Origin of the sequence: Enterobacter cloacae complex sp. XAL002, assembly GCF_049236805.1 — a bacterium.
GTDB classification, from domain to species: domain Bacteria; phylum Pseudomonadota; class Gammaproteobacteria; order Enterobacterales; family Enterobacteriaceae; genus Enterobacter; species Enterobacter intestinihominis.
On record NZ_JBMKJN010000010.1, the window covers coordinates 140,946 to 159,101 of the forward strand.

The 18,156-nt window shown below is 53.3% G+C and carries 19 protein-coding genes and 5 tRNA genes; 19 read left to right on the plus strand and 5 right to left on the minus strand.

Annotated features, from left to right (window positions below):
• The first annotated feature begins 505 nt into the window (after positions 1–505).
• The 18 genes from cydA to pnuC all read left to right on the plus strand — a co-directional run bounded on the left by cydA (position 506) and on the right by pnuC (position 12,130).
• Positions 506–2,074 (plus strand): cytochrome ubiquinol oxidase subunit I, encoded by a 1,569-nt coding sequence (gene cydA / locus ACOT0L_RS12060; protein ID WP_032624645.1) that lies wholly within the window; start codon positions 506–508, stop codon positions 2,072–2,074.
• Positions 2,075–2,089: 15 nt separating this feature from the next.
• Positions 2,090–3,229 carry a cytochrome d ubiquinol oxidase subunit II gene (gene cydB / locus ACOT0L_RS12065; RefSeq protein WP_022647469.1) on the plus strand — a complete coding sequence of 380 codons (1,140 nt, stop codon included), beginning with the start codon at positions 2,090–2,092 and terminating at the stop codon, positions 3,227–3,229.
• A gap of 14 nt (positions 3,230–3,243) precedes the next feature.
• Positions 3,244–3,357, plus strand: coding sequence for a cytochrome bd-I oxidase subunit CydX (gene cydX / locus ACOT0L_RS12070; protein WP_014169181.1), 114 nt, complete (start codon positions 3,244–3,246; stop codon positions 3,355–3,357).
• A complete protein-coding gene (ybgE, locus tag ACOT0L_RS12075) occupies positions 3,357–3,647 on the plus strand; it encodes a cyd operon protein YbgE (protein ID WP_003858596.1) in 291 nt (96 codons plus the stop codon). Before cydX ends, ybgE begins: the two co-directional genes overlap by 1 nt.
• A 148-nt stretch (positions 3,648–3,795) precedes the next feature.
• The gene (gene ybgC / locus ACOT0L_RS12080) at positions 3,796–4,200 is read left to right on the plus strand and encodes a tol-pal system-associated acyl-CoA thioesterase (RefSeq protein WP_003858593.1); all 405 of its coding nucleotides are present in this window, start codon (positions 3,796–3,798) and stop codon (positions 4,198–4,200) included.
• Positions 4,197–4,889 carry a Tol-Pal system protein TolQ gene (tolQ, locus tag ACOT0L_RS12085; protein WP_022647470.1) on the plus strand — a complete coding sequence of 231 codons (693 nt, stop codon included), beginning with the start codon at positions 4,197–4,199 and terminating at the stop codon, positions 4,887–4,889. The genes ybgC and tolQ overlap by 4 nt, the downstream gene beginning before the upstream one ends.
• Before the next feature lie 3 nt (positions 4,890–4,892).
• Positions 4,893–5,321 carry a colicin uptake protein TolR gene (gene tolR / locus ACOT0L_RS12090; protein WP_003858589.1) on the plus strand — a complete coding sequence of 143 codons (429 nt, stop codon included), beginning with the start codon at positions 4,893–4,895 and terminating at the stop codon, positions 5,319–5,321.
• A gap of 28 nt (positions 5,322–5,349) precedes the next feature.
• Positions 5,350–6,585, plus strand: a complete 1,236-nt coding sequence (gene tolA / locus ACOT0L_RS12095; protein ID WP_126503756.1) for a cell envelope integrity protein TolA — start codon at positions 5,350–5,352, stop codon at positions 6,583–6,585.
• 129 nt (positions 6,586–6,714) lie between these two features.
• Positions 6,715–8,007 carry a Tol-Pal system beta propeller repeat protein TolB gene (gene tolB, locus ACOT0L_RS12100; protein ID WP_022647472.1) on the plus strand — a complete coding sequence of 431 codons (1,293 nt, stop codon included), beginning with the start codon at positions 6,715–6,717 and terminating at the stop codon, positions 8,005–8,007.
• Between the two features lie 34 nt (positions 8,008–8,041).
• Complete coding sequence (pal, locus tag ACOT0L_RS12105; protein ID WP_003858578.1) at positions 8,042–8,563, plus strand: peptidoglycan-associated lipoprotein Pal; 522 nt, start codon at positions 8,042–8,044, stop codon at positions 8,561–8,563.
• A gap of 9 nt (positions 8,564–8,572) precedes the next feature.
• Entirely contained in the window at positions 8,573–9,361 is a 789-nt protein-coding gene (cpoB, locus tag ACOT0L_RS12110; protein WP_022647473.1) for a cell division protein CpoB, read from the plus strand.
• A 161-nt stretch (positions 9,362–9,522) separates the two neighbouring features.
• Positions 9,523–9,598, plus strand: a tRNA-Lys gene (locus tag ACOT0L_RS12115).
• A 27-nt stretch (positions 9,599–9,625) separates the two neighbouring features.
• Positions 9,626–9,701, plus strand: a tRNA-Val gene (locus ACOT0L_RS12120).
• Positions 9,702–9,704: 3 nt separating this feature from the next.
• A tRNA-Lys gene (locus ACOT0L_RS12125) sits at positions 9,705–9,780 on the plus strand.
• A 41-nt stretch (positions 9,781–9,821) separates the two neighbouring features.
• Positions 9,822–9,897 (plus strand) — tRNA-Lys (locus ACOT0L_RS12130).
• 41 nt (positions 9,898–9,938) lie between these two features.
• A tRNA-Lys gene (locus tag ACOT0L_RS12135) sits at positions 9,939–10,014 on the plus strand.
• A gap of 330 nt (positions 10,015–10,344) precedes the next feature.
• Positions 10,345–11,388: a quinolinate synthase NadA gene (nadA, locus tag ACOT0L_RS12140; RefSeq protein ID WP_032676358.1), complete on the plus strand. Its 1,044-nt coding sequence runs from the start codon at positions 10,345–10,347 to the stop codon at positions 11,386–11,388.
• A 22-nt stretch (positions 11,389–11,410) separates the two neighbouring features.
• Positions 11,411–12,130 (plus strand): nicotinamide riboside transporter PnuC, encoded by a 720-nt coding sequence (gene pnuC, locus ACOT0L_RS12145; protein ID WP_022647475.1) that lies wholly within the window; start codon positions 11,411–11,413, stop codon positions 12,128–12,130.
• Here the strand turns inward: pnuC and zitB are convergent.
• Both zitB and ACOT0L_RS12155 read right to left on the minus strand, forming a co-directional pair.
• Complete coding sequence (gene zitB, locus ACOT0L_RS12150; protein ID WP_022647476.1) at positions 12,127–13,065, minus strand: CDF family zinc transporter ZitB; 939 nt, start codon at positions 13,063–13,065, stop codon at positions 12,127–12,129. The two genes, pnuC and zitB, sit on opposite strands and share 4 nt — an antisense overlap.
• A 99-nt stretch (positions 13,066–13,164) precedes the next feature.
• Positions 13,165–13,524, minus strand: coding sequence for a protein YbgS (locus ACOT0L_RS12155; RefSeq protein ID WP_022647477.1), 360 nt, complete (start codon positions 13,522–13,524; stop codon positions 13,165–13,167).
• Positions 13,525–13,828: 304 nt separating this feature from the next.
• On the opposite strand from ACOT0L_RS12155, the gene aroG reads away from it, so the two are divergent.
• On the plus strand, positions 13,829–14,881 hold the full coding sequence (gene aroG, locus ACOT0L_RS12160; protein WP_022647478.1) for a 3-deoxy-7-phosphoheptulonate synthase AroG: 1,053 nt from the start codon (positions 13,829–13,831) through the stop codon (positions 14,879–14,881).
• A 61-nt stretch (positions 14,882–14,942) separates the two neighbouring features.
• Here the strand turns inward: aroG and gpmA are convergent, their stop codons facing one another.
• The 3 genes from gpmA to galK all read right to left on the minus strand — a co-directional run bounded on the left by gpmA (position 14,943) and on the right by galK (position 18,154).
• Positions 14,943–15,695, minus strand: a complete 753-nt coding sequence (gene gpmA, locus ACOT0L_RS12165; protein WP_003858562.1) for a 2,3-diphosphoglycerate-dependent phosphoglycerate mutase — start codon at positions 15,693–15,695, stop codon at positions 14,943–14,945.
• A gap of 273 nt (positions 15,696–15,968) precedes the next feature.
• Positions 15,969–17,012, minus strand: a complete 1,044-nt coding sequence (gene galM, locus ACOT0L_RS12170) for a galactose-1-epimerase (protein ID WP_126490583.1) — start codon at positions 17,010–17,012, stop codon at positions 15,969–15,971.
• Positions 17,006–18,154: a galactokinase gene (galK, locus tag ACOT0L_RS12175; RefSeq protein WP_045309135.1), complete on the minus strand. Its 1,149-nt coding sequence runs from the start codon at positions 18,152–18,154 to the stop codon at positions 17,006–17,008. Before galK ends, galM begins: the two co-directional genes overlap by 7 nt.
• Positions 18,155–18,156: the final 2 nt, after the last annotated feature.

Below are 18,156 nucleotides of genomic sequence, written 5' to 3' on the forward strand. Positions count from 1 at the left end.
AAAGGTCTTTTTTCACACGCGTTAATAAAAATCACAACTGTTTATATTATCTTCTGGCTTTTATAACCATTAATGCCTTTAAATATACATGTTATTAACAAGGTTTTTACTATCCATGTCACAAAGAAACATCATTAACAGTGCCGGCTGTTTTTGATTTAAATCAATGTTTAATCCTTGGAAAAAGGCTCCAAAAGGCGTTAAATTGTTCCCGATCAAAATGGCCGAAAAGTGGTAATTTTGCTATAAATTGATCGCCGTCGAAAAACGTAAATCTGTTCGAATAAAAACCTGTTTATTGTAAGGGTTTTGCAGCGTATTATATTTACGGGATCAATTTGGTTTTTTCTTAACGTATTTGTAACCTTTCATCATTGCTTTTTCCTCCTGTAGAGAATAAGCAACGAAGAAGGGAAGCAGATAACTTTGTATTGGGGCATGCGTGTGGATCCTTATCTAACGGGGTTCACTCTCGGAGTCTTCATGCGATGAGCAAGGAGTCATAATGTTAGACGTAGTCGAACTGTCGCGCTTACAGTTTGCCTTGACCGCGATGTACCACTTCCTTTTTGTGCCGCTGACGCTCGGTATGGCGTTCCTGCTGGCCATCATGGAAACGGTTTACGTCCTCTCCGGCAAACAGATTTATAAAGATATGACCAAGTTCTGGGGCAAGTTGTTTGGTATCAACTTTGCGCTGGGCGTGGCAACCGGTCTGACCATGGAGTTCCAGTTCGGGACAAACTGGTCTTACTATTCCCACTATGTAGGGGATATTTTCGGTGCGCCGCTGGCCATTGAAGGTCTGATGGCCTTCTTCCTCGAATCCACCTTTGTAGGTCTGTTCTTCTTCGGTTGGGACCGTCTGGGTAAAGTCCAGCATATGGCGGTAACCTGGCTGGTGGCATTAGGCTCCAACTTGTCCGCACTGTGGATCCTGGTGGCGAACGGCTGGATGCAAAACCCAATCGCATCTGATTTCAACTTCGAAACCATGCGTATGGAGATGGTCAGCTTCGCTGAGCTAGTCCTGAACCCGGTTGCCCAGGTTAAATTCGTGCACACCGTGGCGTCTGGCTATGTGTGCGGCGCGATGTTCGTGCTGGGCATCAGCTCCTACTATATGCTGCGCGGCCGTGACTTCGCGTTCGCCAAGCGTTCTTTCGCTATCGCAGCAAGCTTCGGTATGGCCGCGATTCTGTCCGTTATTGTTCTGGGTGATGAATCCGGTTACGAAATGGGTGACGTGCAGAAAACCAAACTCGCCGCAATTGAAGCTGAATGGGAAACCCAGCCGGCACCGGCAGCGTTTACCCTGTTCGGCGTGCCTGACCAGGAAGCGCAGGAAAACCGCTTCGCCATTCAAATTCCTTACGCTCTGGGTATTATCGCCACGCGCTCCGTCGACAAACAGGTGACTGGCCTGAAAGATCTGATGGTGCAGCATGAAGAGCGTATCCGTAACGGGATGAAAGCCTACTCGCTGCTGGAACAGCTGCGCGCCGGCTCTACCGACCAGGCCGTTCGCGATCAATTTAACGACGTGAAGAAAGACCTCGGTTACGGTCTGCTGCTGAAACGCTATACCCCGAACGTCTCCGACGCGACGGAAGCGCAGATTCAGATGGCAACCAAAGACTCTATTCCACGCGTTGCGCCGCTGTACTTCGCGTTCCGCATCATGGTGGGTTGCGGCATTATCATGCTGCTGATCATCGCGGCCTCGTTCTGGTCAGTCATTCGTAACCGTATCGGTGAGAAAAAATGGCTGCTGCGCACCGCGCTGTACGGTATCCCACTGCCATGGATTGCTATCGAGTCCGGCTGGTTTGTTGCGGAATATGGCCGTCAGCCATGGGCGATCGGTGAGGTGCTGCCAACAGCGGTAGCGAACTCCTCCCTGACCGCAGGCGACCTGATCTTCTCCATGCTGCTGATTTGCGGTCTGTACACCCTGTTCCTGGTGGCTGAACTGTTCCTGATGTTCAAGTTCGCGCGCCTTGGCCCAAGCAGCCTGAAAACCGGTCGCTACCACTACGAGCAGTCTGTTACGACTACTCAGCCGGCACGCTAAGACAGGAGTCATCAAATGATCGATTATGAAGTATTGCGTTTTATCTGGTGGCTGTTGATCGGCGTTCTGCTGATTGGTTTTGCGGTCACCGATGGTTTCGATATGGGCGTGGGCATGCTCACCCGTTTCCTCGGTCGTAATGACACCGAGCGTCGAATCATGATCAACTCCATCGCCCCGCACTGGGACGGTAACCAGGTGTGGCTGATCACCGCAGGCGGCGCGCTGTTCGCTGCCTGGCCGATGGTTTACGCGGCTGCGTTCTCCGGCTTCTATGTGGCGATGATTCTGGTGCTGGCCTCTTTATTCTTCCGTCCGGTGGGTTTCGACTACCGTTCCAAGATTGAAGACACCCGCTGGCGTAACATGTGGGACTGGGGCATCTTCATTGGTAGCTTCGTTCCACCGCTGGTCATTGGTGTGGCGTTCGGTAACCTGTTACAGGGCGTACCGTTCCACGTCGACGAATATATGCGTCTGTTCTACACCGGTAACTTCTTCCAGCTGCTGAATCCGTTTGGTCTTCTGGCGGGCGTGGTGAGCGTGGCGATGATCATCACCCAGGGCGCAACCTATCTCCAGATGCGTACCGTAGGTGAACTGCACCTGCGTTCCCGTGCGACCGCTCAGGTGGCGGCGCTGGTGACGCTGGTCTGCTTCGCGCTGGCAGGCGTGTGGGTCGTGTACGGTATTGATGGCTACGTGGTGACCTCCGCCATTAACCATACCGCACCGTCTAACCCGCTGACCAAAGAGGTGGCGCGTCAGGCTGGCGCATGGCTGGTGAACTTCAACAATATGCCTGCGCTGTGGGCTATCCCTGCTCTGGGTGTGCTGCTGCCACTGCTGACAGTGTTAATGTCTCGTCTGGAGAAAGGCGCTATGGCGTTCGTGTTCTCTTCCCTGACGCTGGCGTGCATTATCCTGACGGCAGGTATTGCTATGTTCCCATTCGTGATGCCATCCAGCACCATGATGAATGCTAGCCTGACCATGTGGGATGCAACGTCCAGCCAGTTGACGTTGAACCTGATGACGTACGTTGCTTGCGTGTTCGTGCCGATTATCCTGCTCTACACCGCCTGGTGTTACTGGAAAATGTTCGGTCGCATCACTAAAGAACATATCGAAAGCAACACCCACTCTATGTATTAAGTAAGGAGCTGAATATGTGGTATTTCGCATGGATTTTAGGGACGCTTCTTGCCTGTGCATTTGGTGTCATCACTGCCCTGGCGCTTGAGCATGTAGAAGCGTCTAAAGCAGGTGAAGATAAGCACTAATGAATATTATCGCAACGTTATATGCGGTAATGGACAAGCGCCCCCTGCGGGCGCTTTCCCTCATTATGGCATTACTGCTGGCGGGCTGTATCTTCTGGGACCCGTCGCGCTTCGCGGCTAAAACCAGCGAGCTTGAGATCTGGCACGGCTTCTTGATTATGTGGGCGGTGTGTGCAGGTGTGATTCACGGTGTCGGCTTTCGTCCGAAAGCGCTTCACTGGCAGGGCATCTTCTGCCCGCTGATTGCCGATCTGGTTCTTCTCGCCGGTTTGATTTTCTTCTTCTTCTGAATAAGAAATGTCCGTTAATGATATGGGCTTACCCGAGCCCATAAAAATTTACTCTCCGTTTACTTTCCCCCATTCCAAACCATCATTCCCGCGCGTATAGTAGCGAAGTTTGAAAGCTCCAACTTTTCTTGTATTACCGGGATGTAAAGTGAATACAACGCTGTTTCGATGGCCGGTACGTGTCTATTACGAAGATACCGATGCCGGTGGTGTGGTCTACCACGCCAGCTACGTTGCTTTTTATGAACGGGCACGCACAGAGATGCTGCGCCATCATCACTTTAGTCAACAGGTGCTGTTGGCTGAGCGAGTTGCCTTCGTGGTACGCAAGATGACGCTTGAGTATTTTGCGCCTGCCAGACTCGACGATATGCTCGAAGTCCAAACAGAAATTACATCAATGCGCGGAACTTCACTGGTTTTCACGCAGCGGATAGTCAATGCAGAGAACACGGTACTGAACTCAGCTGAAGTCCTGATTGTCTGTGTTGATCCAACCATAATGAAGCCTCGTGCGCTTCCTAAGTCTATTGTCGCGGAGTTTAAGCAGTGACTGACATGAATATCCTTGATTTGTTCCTGAAGGCAAGCCTTCTGGTTAAACTTATCATGTTGATTTTGATTGGTTTTTCAATCGCATCCTGGGCCATCATCATCCAGAGAACGCGTATCCTCAATGCCGCTGGCCGCGAAGCCGAAGCGTTTGAAGATAAGTTCTGGTCGGGTATAGAGCTTTCTCGTCTCTATCAGGAAAGCCAGGGACGCCGTGATAACCTTTCAGGCTCCGAACAAATTTTTTATAGTGGTTTCAAAGAGTTCGCTCGCTTACACCGTGCTAACAACCATGCGCCGGAAGCCGTGGTAGAAGGTGCGTCGCGTGCGATGCGCATTTCCATGAATCGCGAACTGGAAAATCTTGAAACGCATATTCCTTTCCTCGGTACCGTTGGCTCCATCAGCCCGTATATCGGCCTGTTTGGTACGGTGTGGGGGATCATGCACGCCTTTATCGCCCTGGGGGCGGTGAAGCAGGCAACCTTGCAGATGGTGGCACCGGGTATCGCAGAAGCACTGATCGCGACCGCAATCGGTCTGTTCGCGGCAATTCCGGCGGTAATGGCGTACAACCGTCTGAACCAGCGCGTGAATAAACTGGAACTGAACTACGACAACTTTATGGAAGAGTTCACCGCGATTCTGCATCGTCAGGCGTTTACCAGCACCGAGAGCAACAAGGGGTAAACCATGGCCAGATCGCGTGGACGAGGTCGTCGCGAGCTCAAGTCCGAAATCAATATCGTTCCGTTACTGGACGTGCTGCTGGTGCTGCTGCTGATCTTTATGGCGACAGCCCCCATCATCACCCAGAGCGTAGAAGTTGATCTGCCGGATGCGACAGAATCACAGGCGGTAAGCACCAATGACGATCCTCCGGTCATCATTGAGGTTTCCGGCGTAGGGCAGTACAGCGTGGTGGTCGAGAAAGATCGTATGGATCAGCTTCCGCCCGAGCAGGTTATTGCTGAAGCGCAACGACGCCTGGAGTCAAATCCGAAGACGGTCTTCTTAATCGGTGGTGCGAAAGACGTACCATATGATGAAATTATCAAAGCGCTGAACTTGCTACATAGCGCGGGCGTTAAGTCAGTTGGCTTAATGACTCAGCCTATTTGATCATCTGCGTAGTTTTTGGGAACCGATAGTGTCAAAGGCAACCGAACAGAACGACAAGCTTAAGCGAGCGATAATCGTCTCCGCAGTGCTGCACGTGATTCTTTTTGCAGCGCTGATCTGGAGTTCGTTCGATGAGCACCTTGATGCATCAGGCGGCGGTGGGGGCTCGTCCATCGACGCCGTCATGGTGGATCCCGGTGCGGTAGTGCAGAACTATAATCGCCAGCAACAGCAGCAGGCGAGTGCAAAACGTGCGGAAGAACAGCGTGAAAAACAGGCGCAACAGCAGGCGGAAGAGCTACGTGAAAAGCAGGCCGCCGAGCAGGAGCGTCTGAAGCAGCTTGAGAAAGAGCGTTTGCAGGCACAGGAAGCGGCGAAAGAGCAGGCGGAGCAGCAGAAACAGGCTGAAGCCGCCGCGAAGAAAGCTCAGGAACAGCAGAAGCAAGCGGAAGAGGCGGCAGCCAAGGCCGCAGCAGATGCGAAGGCGCAGGCAGATGCTCAGGCTAAGTTAGCCGCAGAAGCGGCGAAGAAAGCGGCTGCTGATGCTCAGCAGAAAGCGGAAGCCGAGGCGGCGAAGAAAGCGGCTGCTGATGCGAAGAAGAAAGCAGAAGCGGAAGCGGCGAAAAAGGCTGCTGCCGACGCACAGAAGAAAGCCGAAGCGGAAGCCGCTAAAAAAGCTGCGCAGGAAGCCGAGAAGAAAGCGGCTGCTGATGCTGCGAAAAAAGCGGCTGCCGCTGAGAAAGCTGCGGCAGAAAAAGCCGCTGCTGATAAAAAAGCTGCAGCTGAGAAAGCCGCTGCCGATAAGAAAGCAGCAGCCGAAAAAGCCGCTGCTAAAAAGGCCGCTGCCGCTGAGAAAGCTGCCGCAGCCGCAGGAGTTGACGATCTGCTGGGCGACCTGAGTTCCGGTAAGAATGCACCGAAAACGGGCGGTGGGGCGAAAGGAAATGGACAGCCGTCAAAAGACAGCGGTACCTCCGGAGCCAACGGTGGGGCAACAGGTGCAGATATCAGTGCTTATGCCAAACAGATCCAGGTTGCGATTCAGAGCCGACTCTTTGATGCAGGCCTGTATCAGGGCAAGCAATGCGTACTGCACATCAATCTTGCGCCAGACGGCAGGTTGAAAAGCGTGACGTCTGAAGGGGGCGATCCTGCGCTCTGTCAGGCTGCGCTGGCCGCAGCCAGATCGGCGAACATTCCTAAACCGCCCAGCGAGGCTGTTTATGAAAGGATAAAAGATGCCAAACTGGACTTTAAGCTGTAATCAACTCTTCTAACGGAAGTATGAAAAACAGTCTATGGTCGTAAGCAGGATAAGTAGTTTTGTCTATTTGAGTTTGTTAACATTCTGCTAAATTATCGTGGGTAAGGTTACCCAGATAAGGGAGATATGATGAAGCAGGCATTACGTGTAGCAGTTAGTTTTTTAATGCTGTGGGCAGCTGTACTGCACGCAGAAGTACGTATCGAAATCACCCAAGGGGTGGACTCGGCGCGTCCGATTGGTGTCGTTCCGTTCCAGTGGGCAGGCCCGGGCGCTGCGCCTGAAGATATTGGCGGCATCGTTGCCGCTGACCTGCGTAACAGCGGTAAATTTAACCCCTTAGATCGTTCTCGTCTGCCTCAGCAGCCGGGTACTGCGCAGGACGTTCAGCCTGCTGCATGGTCTGCGCTGGGTATTGATGCCGTGGTTGTCGGGCAGGTTACCCCTGCGCCAGACGGCGGCTATAACGTCGCTTATCAGCTGGTGGATACCGGCGGTGCGCCGGGTACCGTTCTGGCTCAAAACACCTATAAAGTGAACAAGCAGTGGCTGCGTTACGCAGGCCACACGGCGAGTGACGAAGTGTTTGAGAAGCTGACCGGTATTAAAGGTGCGTTCCGTACCCGTATCGCGTACGTGGTACAGACCAACGGCGGCCAGTTCCCTTATGAGCTGCGCGTCTCTGACTACGATGGTTACAACCAGTTCACCGTACACCGTTCACCGCAGCCGCTGATGTCTCCGGCATGGTCTCCGGACGGCTCAAAGCTGGCGTATGTGACCTTCGAAAGCGGCCGCTCCGCGCTGGTCATCCAGACGCTCTCTAACGGTGCCGTTCGTCAGGTTGCGTCATTCCCACGTCACAACGGTGCACCTGCGTTCTCTCCGGACGGTACCAAACTGGCGTTTGCCCTGTCTAAAACCGGTAGCCTGAATCTGTACGTAATGGATATTGGTTCTGGTCAGATCCGTCAGGTCACGGATGGTCGTAGCAATAACACTGAACCAACCTGGTTCCCGGACAGCCAGAATCTGGCCTTTACGTCCGACCAGGCGGGTCGTCCACAAGTTTATAAAGTGAATATCAACGGCGGAGCAGCGCAGCGTATTACCTGGGAAGGTTCTCAGAACCAGGATGCTGACGTCAGTGCCGATGGTAAAACAATGGTAATGGTCAGCACTGCGGGTGGTCAGCAGCACATTGCCAAACAAGATCTGGTAACGGGAGGCGTACAAATACTGTCGTCAACGTTCCTGGATGAAACGCCAAGTCTGGCACCTAACGGCACCATGGTAATCTACAGCTCTTCTCAGGGGATGGGATCCGTGCTGAATCTGGTTTCTACAGATGGGCGTTTCAAAGCGCGTCTTCCGGCAACTGATGGACAGGTAAAATCACCTGCCTGGTCGCCGTATCTGTAATAATAATTAATTGATTACTAAAGGAATCTTAGAAATGCAACTGAACAAAGTGCTGAAGGGGCTGATGATCGCTCTGCCTGTAATGGCAATCGCAGCGTGTTCTTCTAACAAGAACGCAAGCAATGACCAGAGCGGCGAAGGCATGATGGGTGCCGGCACCGGTATGGACGCTAACGGCAATGGCAACATGTCTTCTGAAGAGCAAGCGCGTCTTCAGATGCAGCAGCTGCAGCAGAACAACATCGTTTACTTCGATCTGGATAAATACGACATCCGTTCTGACTTCGCTGCAATGCTGGATGCGCACGCAAACTTCCTGCGTAGCAACCCGTCTTACAAAGTCACCGTAGAAGGTCACGCGGACGAACGTGGTACTCCAGAGTACAACATCTCCCTGGGTGAACGTCGTGCGAACGCTGTTAAAATGTACCTGCAGGGTAAAGGCGTTTCTGCTGACCAGATCTCCATCGTTTCTTACGGTAAAGAAAAACCAGCAGTACTGGGTCACGACGAAGCGGCTTACTCCAAAAACCGTCGTGCCGTACTCGTTTACTAAGAGAATTGCATGAGCAGTAACTTCAGACATCATCTGATGAGTCTGTCGTTACTGGTTGGAATAGCGGCCCCCTGGGCCGCTTTTGCTCAGGCACCAATCAGTAGTGTCGGCTCAGGCTCGGTAGAAGACCGGGTCACTCAACTCGAGCGTATCTCTAACGCTCACAGCCAGCTTTTAACTCAACTCCAGCAGCAACTTTCTGACAACCAGAACGATATCGATTCCCTTCGTGGTCAGATCCAGGAGAGTCAGTATCAGCTTAATCAGGTTGTGGAACGCCAGAAGCAAATCTTGTCGCAGATGGATAGCCTGAGCAGCGGCGGTGCGGCTGCACAGCCCGCAGCAGGCGATCAAAGCGGTGCGGCGACGCCTGCACCTGCGGCAGATGCCTCCGCGTCGTCAGGTGCGCCTGTACAGAGCGGTGACGCGAATACGGACTATAACGCGGCCATTGCCCTGGTACAGGACAAATCGCGCCAGGACGATGCTATCGTTGCGTTTCAGAACTTCGTTAAGAAGTACCCTGATTCTACTTACCAGCCAAATGCGAACTACTGGCTGGGTCAGTTGAATTACAACAAGGGTAAAAAGGATGATGCGGCGTTTTATTTTGCCTCTGTGGTGAAAAATTACCCGAAATCACCGAAAGCACCTGATGCGATGTATAAAGTCGGCGTGATCATGCAGGACAAAGGCGACACTGCAAAAGCCAAAGCGGTTTATCAGCAGGTGGTTGCGAAATTCCCGGGTACAGACGGCGCCAAACAAGCGCAAAAACGTTTGAGTTCGATGGGTTGATTATCGCATGACCAGAAATCGCGTTATTTCTGGTCGTGCAGCATGATTCCTAAGCAGTTAAGTGATCTTCATCGAAATTTTTGTTGCGCAGAATTCTTAAATCAGTAATATATGCCGCCGTTGCCACGGGATATCAAACAACGTGAAAGCAGCGCAAAAGTGGGTCGTTAGCTCAGTTGGTAGAGCAGTTGACTTTTAATCAATTGGTCGCAGGTTCGAATCCTGCACGACCCACCACTTAAAGCAGTTCCGGCAGTACAGAGTGGGTGATTAGCTCAGTTGGTAGAGCATCTCCTTTACACGGAGGGGGTCGGCGGTTCGAGCCCGTCATCACCCACCACTCGGGTCGTTAGCTCAGTTGGTAGAGCAGTTGACTTTTAATCAATTGGTCGCAGGTTCGAATCCTGCACGACCCACCAATTTTATTGGTTCCGAGTGATAATTCAGGCAACACCCGAATGGGTCGTTAGCTCAGTTGGTAGAGCAGTTGACTTTTAATCAATTGGTCGCAGGTTCGAATCCTGCACGACCCACCAATTTTATTGGTTCCGAGTGATAATTCAGGCAACACCCGAATGGGTCGTTAGCTCAGTTGGTAGAGCAGTTGACTTTTAATCAATTGGTCGGGATTTTGAATCCTGCACGACCCACCAATTTTAATGTCTTACTCAGATATTACACGTGAAGGATAACGTTGCTTTAGCAACGGCCCGAAGGGCGAGGCGAAGCCGAGTCATCCTGCACGACCCACCAGTGTAGAAAGGCGCCCTAAAGGCGCCTTTTTGCTATCTGTCGTTCGCCAGTGCCTTGTAGGTCGGGTAAGGCGAAGCCGCCACCCGACAGATGCTACCGGCATCAATTCCCGATGACATTCCCCCTCAAATTCGCTATCTTGTTTAGTATACAAAACACCATTGCCTCATTTTTGTTATCTCATGCAAAACAAAGGCAATATTGTTAAGCCAGTAAAACGAGAAGCCATAATGAGTGTGATGTTTGATCCCGAAACCGCAATCTATCCCTTCCCGCCGAAGCCCGCTCCGCTAAGCCGGGATGAAAAACAGTTCTATCGTGAAAAAATTAAGCGCCTGCTTAAAGAGCGTGATGCGGTGATGGTGGCGCATTACTACACCGACCCAGAAATTCAGCAGCTGGCAGAAGAGACGGGCGGCTGTATCTCAGACTCCCTGGAGATGGCGCGTTTCGGTGCTAAGCATTCAGCCTCCACGCTGCTGGTCGCGGGGGTTCGTTTTATGGGTGAAACGGCAAAAATCCTCAGCCCGGAAAAAACGATTCTGATGCCTACGCTGAATGCCGAATGTTCTCTTGACCTCGGTTGCCCGATTGATGAGTTCACCGCCTTCTGTGATGCCCACCCTGACCGTACCGTGGTGGTCTATGCCAATACGTCTGCGGCGGTGAAAGCCCGGGCAGACTGGGTAGTAACGTCCAGTATTGCCGTTGAGCTGATTGAACATCTGGACAGCCTGGGGGAGAAAATCATCTGGGCGCCCGATCGTCACCTGGGAAACTACGTACAAAAACAGACCGGTGCGGATGTACTGTGCTGGCAGGGCGCCTGTATCGTTCACGACGAGTTTAAGACCCAGGCACTGACCAGGATGAAACGCTTATACCCGCAGGCCGCAATTCTGGTGCATCCGGAGTCGCCGCAGTCGATTGTTGAGATGGCGGACGCCGTCGGCTCAACCAGCCAGTTGATAAACGCGGCAAAAACCCTGCCGCACAAGCAGCTCATCGTGGCGACCGATCGCGGTATCTTCTATAAAATGCAGCAGGCCGTACCAGAAAAAGAGCTGCTCGAAGCGCCAACCGCCGGAGAAGGGGCGACCTGTCGAAGCTGCGCGCACTGCCCGTGGATGGCGATGAATGGACTTAAGGCGATAGCGGAGGGGCTGGAGATCGGGGGCGCAGCGCATGAGATCCACGTAGACGCCGCCCTGCGCGAAGGCGCGTTAATTCCGCTTAACCGTATGCTGGATTTTGCGGCTACACTACGTACTTAACTTATTACGCCCCGGAGAAAAAATGGATTTTTTTAGCACACAGAACATCCTGGTTCATATCCCGATTGGTGCGGGCGGCTATGACCTGTCGTGGATTGAAGCGGTAGGTACGCTGGCCGGTTTACTCTGTATCTGGCTGGCCAGCCTTGAGAAGATCAGTAACTATGCGTTCGGGCTGATAAACGTCACGCTGTTTGCGATCATCTTCTTCCAGATCCAGCTCTACGCCAGCTTGCTTCTGCAGCTGTTCTTCTTCGCGGCCAATATCTATGGCTGGTACGCCTGGTCGCGGCAAAACAGTCAGCAGGAGGCGGAGCTGCAAATCCGCTGGCTGCCGTTGCCAAAAGCCATTGCCTGGCTCGCGGCCTGCGTGGTGGCAATCGGCTTTATGACCGTCTTTATTGACCCGGTATTTGCCTTCCTGACGCGCGTGGCGGTCTCGGTCATGTCGGGTCTGGGATTAAACGTGACGATGCCTGAGCTTCAGCCTGATGCCTTCCCGTTCTGGGATTCCTGCATGATGGTGCTTTCGATTGCCGCAATGATCCTGATGACCCGTAAATACGTTGAAAACTGGCTGCTGTGGGTGGTCATCAACGTGATTAGCGTGGTGATTTTTGCCCGTCAGGGCGTTTATGCCATGTCGCTGGAGTATATGCTGCTGACCGTCATTGCCCTGAACGGTAGCCGCATGTGGATCAACAGCGCGCGTGAGCGTGGCTCTCGCGCGCTTTCCCGCTAATGGTGATGCTCGTGTGAGTGGCCGGACTGCGCCTCGTTCAGGTGACAGTCTGGCCCGTTACAAGGCTGATACTCCATCTGGATGGTGGAGTGCGCAATTTCGTAGTGATGCTCAAGGAAGTGCCGAATACGTTCAAGCAACGCATCGTGATCGTGGGGCGGAATAACCTGAACGTGCAGCGTCATAAGCGGTTTCTCACCCACCAGCCAGACGTGAACGTGGTGAACGTTACGGACTTCAGGAATGGAACGACACAGATTGCGTTTTAGCTCGCCAATATCCAGCGACGTGGGAGCGCCTTCCAGCAGTTCATTCACGCTCTCTTTCAACAGCCGCCAGGCACTGCGTAATACAAGGCACGATACCAGCACGGAAAGAATCGGGTCGATGGGGGTCCAGCCCGTACCCATAATGATCAGCGCGGCGACGATGGCACCTACGGAACCCAGCAGATCGCCCAGCACGTGAAGCGCCGCGGCCCGTACGTTCAGATTTTTTTCGCTGCTGCCGCGGTGCAATATCCAGAATGCCAGAATATTGGCGACCAACCCGGCAATAGCAATCACCATCATCGTCGTTCCGGCTACCGGTTGTGGATGACGAAAGCGCTGAAACGCCTCCCAGACGATAAGAATGGTAATAACCACCAGTGCAATCGCATTCACGAACGCAGCAAGTGTGGTCAGTCTGAGCCAGCCAAAGGTGTGGCGGGCATTGGGAGGGCGACGGGCAAACTGCACGGCCAGCAGAGCAAACAGGAGCGCGGCAGCGTCGGTCAGCATATGCCCGGCATCGGCCAGCAGCGCCAGCGATCCGGAGATCAGTCCGCCTGTCACCTCAATAATCATAAAGGTGGCAGTGACGCCAAAAGCCAGCAGAAGCCGTTTGGCATTTTCATCGCCAGTGGAGTGGGAATGGGAGTGGGAGTGCGCCATGGTATCGTTCCTGATTTATTATTATTTTTAGTGTAGCGTTTTTAAGAGCTTAAATAAAAAAGGAGAGCATTCGCTCTCCCTCTTTTACCTTACGGAAGGTTACTGGGTAGTACCGTCCGTTTTGGTATTGGCATCGCTGCCCACTTTGTCATTCGGGTCCGGGCATTTCCCGTCTTTACACATTGAGTTTTTGTGAACTTCGTCAGTGCTCATACCGTCATGGTTCATCGTGCCGGTATTCGTACCGCCGGTGTTGGTATTGCCCGTGTTGATATTACTGTTATCAACATTATTTGGCGCGATATTCTGTTTTGCATCCGGCGCAACCTGGCCCGCTTCGGCAGCGGCATTCGCGTCGCCGTTGCTGCCGGAGGAGCCTGTATCGGCTGCCAGTACGCTACCGCTTGCCAGGGTAAGGGTTGCCGTCAGGAAAAGCGTAGTCAGTTTCGTCATTTTCATCATGGTGCTCCTGTTCTTATCGTTACGCTGGATAACATTCTCCAACAGTGCATCTTGTTCAGTGGCGAAAGATCCCAGATTCCTGAATTATGTCAGGATGGAATCGCGTATAAATATTTAAAAACAGTCGTTACAAGTAAAAAGCTTAGGCGAGATCTCATTTTTCGCTATTTTGTTGCGTATTTTAGGCGAATTCCAGGAATTATCTGCGCGAAGTGTAAAAGCCCGTTTACACTTCGTGACCGACAAGTTAGATTGAAAGCATTGCTTTCATTACTAAAGATATGGCAGAGCCGGAAAGAAGATGAATTATCAGAACGACGATTTACGCATTAAAGAGATCAATGAGTTATTACCTCCCGTAGCGCTCCTTGAAAAATTCCCCGCCACCGAAAATGCCGCCAACACGGTGTCTCATGCCCGCAAGGCGATCCACAAGATCCTGAAAGGTAGCGACGATCGTCTTCTGGTGGTCATCGGACCGTGCTCCATTCACGATCCTGCTGCGGCCAAAGAGTACGCGTCACGTCTGCTCACCCTGCGCGAAGAGCTGAAGGGCGAACTGGAAATTGTGATGCGCGTTTATTTCGAAAAACCGCGTACCACCGTGGGCTGGAAAGGGTTGATCAACGATCCGCACATGGACAACAGTTTCCAGATCAACGACGGCCTGCGTATTGCGCGTAAGCTGCTGCTGGAGATTAACGACAGCGGGCTGCCTGCTGCCGGAGAATTCCTCGATATGATCACCCCGCAGTATCTGGCTGACCTGATGAGCTGGGGCGCTATTGGTGCGCGTACGACTGAATCGCAGGTTCACCGTGAGCTGGCGTCTGGCCTGTCATGCCCGGTGGGTTTCAAAAACGGCACTGATGGCACCATCAAAGTCGCTATTGATGCCATCAATGCGGCTGGCGCGCCGCACTGCTTCCTGTCGGTGACTAAGTGGGGCCACTCGGCTATCGTGAATACCAGCGGTAATGGCGATTGCCATATCATTCTGCGCGGCGGTAAAGAGCCTAACTACAGCGCTAAACACGTAGCGGAAGTGAAGGCGGGTCTGGAGAAAGCGGGACTGGCGCCGCAGATCATGATCGATTTCAGCCATGCGAACTCAAGCAAACAGTTCAAAAAGCAGATGGAAGTTGGTGCAGACGTTTGTCAGCAAATCGCCAACGGTGAACGCGCAGTGATTGGGGTGATGATTGAGAGCCATCTGGTGGAAGGCAATCAGAATCTGGAGGGCAGCGAGCCGCTGGTCTACGGTAAGAGCGTGACGGATGCCTGCATTGGCTGGGATGATACCGATGCGATCCTGCGTCAGCTGGCGGATGCGGTAAAAGCGCGTCGCGGTTAAGTTTATCGCGGGCAATAAAAAAGCGTGGATTGCTCCACGCTTTTTTTATGTCCGGCGAAAATTACTTCGCTTTACCCTGGTTCGCCACGGCCGCCGCTTTTGCAGCGATTTCGTCGGCGTTACCCAGGTAGTAATGTTTAACTGGCTTGAAGTTTTCGTCGAACTCGTACACCAGCGGCACGCCGGTAGGGATGTTCAGCTCGAGGATTTCATCTTCACCCATGTTGTCCAGGTATTTCACCAGCGCACGCAGGGAGTTACCGTGAGCAGCGATAATGACGCGCTCGCCGCTTTTCAGGCGTGGCAGAATGGTTTCGTTCCAGTAAGGCACAACGCGGTCGATGGTCAGCGCCAGGCTTTCGGTCTGCGGCAGTTCAGCCTCAGTCAGCTTCGCGTAACGCGGATCGTGGCCCGGGTAGCGCTCGTCATCTTTGCTCAGCTCTGGAGGCGTGACCGCAAAACCACGACGCCACTGCTTAACCTGCTCGTCACCGTATTTTTCTGCGGTTTCTGCTTTGTTCAGACCTTGCAGCGCACCGTAGTGACGCTCGTTCAGTTTCCAGGATTTCTCAACCGGCAGCCAGGCCTGATCCAGCTCGTCCAGAATGTTCCACAGGGTATGGATGGCACGTTTCAGCACAGAGGTGTAAGCAAAGTCAAAGGTGAAGCCTTCTTCTTTCAGCAGTTTACCTGCCGCTTTTGCTTCGCTCACGCCTTTCTCGGACAGATCAACGTCATACCAACCGGTGAAGCGGTTTTCGTTGTTCCACTGGCTTTCGCCGTGGCGCACCAGGACAAGCTTAGTATTAGCCATTTCTTACTCCTCAAGCATTTTGAATGATAACAATTCTCATTATATTGCCGTGACTGTGCCAGCAGCAACGCTTAACCCTAACCATAGCGAAAATAGTTCGAGAGTGTAAGATGCATGTGAATCCAGGGTTATGATTTTGTCTGCGATCGCCGCTATTTTCAGCAAGCTGAGCGGAAAAAAGCCCTCGCGGTGAGGGCCAGGCTTTTTGCCGGATGGCGTTTCGCTTATCCGGCCTACATTCGTAGGCCCGTGCACGCGTAGCGCCGCCGGACATTATGCGCGCGGAATGAAATGATACTCTGTGACGCTTACGTACTCTTCACCCGGACGCAGCACGCAGTCCGGCTGCGGCCATTCAGTATGGTTAGGACTGTCCGGTAGGAACTCGCTCTCCAGCGCCAGACCTTGCCAGGCGGCGTAGTCGTTATGTTCACGCGCCGTGGTCCCCTCCAGGTAATTACCGGAGTAGAACTGCAGGGCAGGGGCGGTGGTGTAGACCGTCATCTGTAACTTCTCATCCGCAGACCAGACCTGTGCGGCAGGTTGAGAAAGATCGCCTTTCGCCTGCAACAGGAAAGCGTGGTCGTAGCCTTTCACCTTGCGCTGATCGTCATCACTCAGGAAATCCTGGGCGATGGTTTTCGGCTGACGGAAATCAAAGCTATTACCGCTTACCGGTTTCAGCCCCTGATAAGGGATCCCCATCTCATCGACCGGCAGATACGCGTCCGCCAGGATCTGGAGTTTGTGGCTGCGGACATCGGTCTGATTGCCGTCAAGGTTGAAATAGGCGTGGTTAGTCAGGTTGACCGGGCACGGCTTGTCGACGGTCGCGCGGTACTCAATGGCGATACGATTATCTTCGGTCAGGGTAAAGCGTGCGGTTGCGGTGAGATTGCCCGGGAAGCCCTGGTCTCCGTCGAGGGAGTCCAGAGAGAACCAGACCTCACCGTCATTTTGCTGCACAATCTTCCAGCGACGTTTATCAAACCCTTCCGGGCCGCCGTGCAGCTGATTTTCACCCTGGCTGGCAAGCAGGGAATAGGTTACGCCGTCCAGCGTAAACCGGCTTCTGGCGATGCGGTTGGCGTAGCGGCCTATGGATGCGCCCAGAAAAGCGGTCTGCTCGATATACTGCTCGGGCGATGCGCAGCCGAGCAGGGTTTCGCGCACGCTGCCGTCAGGCATTGGTACGCGGGCAGAAAGTAACGTTGCGCCCCAGTCCATCAGCGTAACCACCATCCCGGCGCTGTTGCGCAGGGTTAACAGGCGATACGGCAGACCATCCGGTGCGAGAGTAGGTGTTTCGTTTAGCACTGTCCGGCTCCTTGTGATGCTTTGCAGACATAGAAAGTTTCTTTGATGCCCGTTTTGGCTTCGTACTGTTTAGCCACCGCGTCCTGAATGGCAGGGACCAGCTCTTCCGGCACCAGGGCGACGACACAGCCGCCAAATCCCCCCCCGGTCATACGCACGCCGCCTTTGTCGCCAATCGTGGCTTTCACAATTTCAACCAGGGTGTCGATTTGTGGCACGGTGATTTCGAAATCGTCGCGCATGGAGGCATGCGATTCGGCCATCAGCTCGCCCATCCGTTTCAGGTCACCTTTCGCCAGCGCGGAGGCGGCTTCTACGGTACGGGCATTTTCCGTCAGCACGTGACGCACGCGCTTCGTGACAACCGGATCCAGTTCGTGGGCAACCTTGTTAAATTCGTCAAGTGAGACATCACGCAGGGCTGGCTGCTGGAAGAAGCGCGCGCCGGTTTCACACTGCTCGCGGCGGGTGTTGTACTCGCTCCCCACCAGTGTGCGTTTGAAGTTGCTGTTGATGATCACCACAGCCGCACCTTTTGGCAGTGGAACCGCTTTGGTCCCCAGGGAGCGGCAGTCAATCAGCAAAGCATGTTCTTTCTTGCCCAGCGCGGAAATCAGCTGATCCATAATGCCGCAGTTGCAGCCCACGAACTGGTTTTCCGCTTCCTGACCGTTGAGGGCGATTTGCGCCCCGTCCAGCGGCAGATGATAAAGCTGCTGGAACACGGTGCCGACCGCCACTTCCAGCGATGCGGAAGAGCTTAATCCCGCCCCTTGCGGCACGTTGCCGCTGATCACCAGATCGGCCCCGCCGAAATTCTTGTTACGCTTCAGAAGATGCTTCACCACGCCGCGAACATAGTTCGACCACTGCTGGCTGTCGTGGGTCACGATCGGCGCATCAAGGGAAAATTCGTCAATTTCGTTGCCGTAATCCGCGGCGATCACTCGCACGTTACGATCTGAACGTTTCGTGCAGGCGATCACCGTCTGGTAGTCGATGGCACACGGCAGGACAAAACCGTCGTTATAGTCGGTGTGCTCGCCGATCAGATTAACGCGGCCTGGCGCCTGGATAATATGGGTGGCAGGGTAGCCAAATTTTTCAGCAAACAGGGATTGTGTTTTATCTTTCAGACTCATTT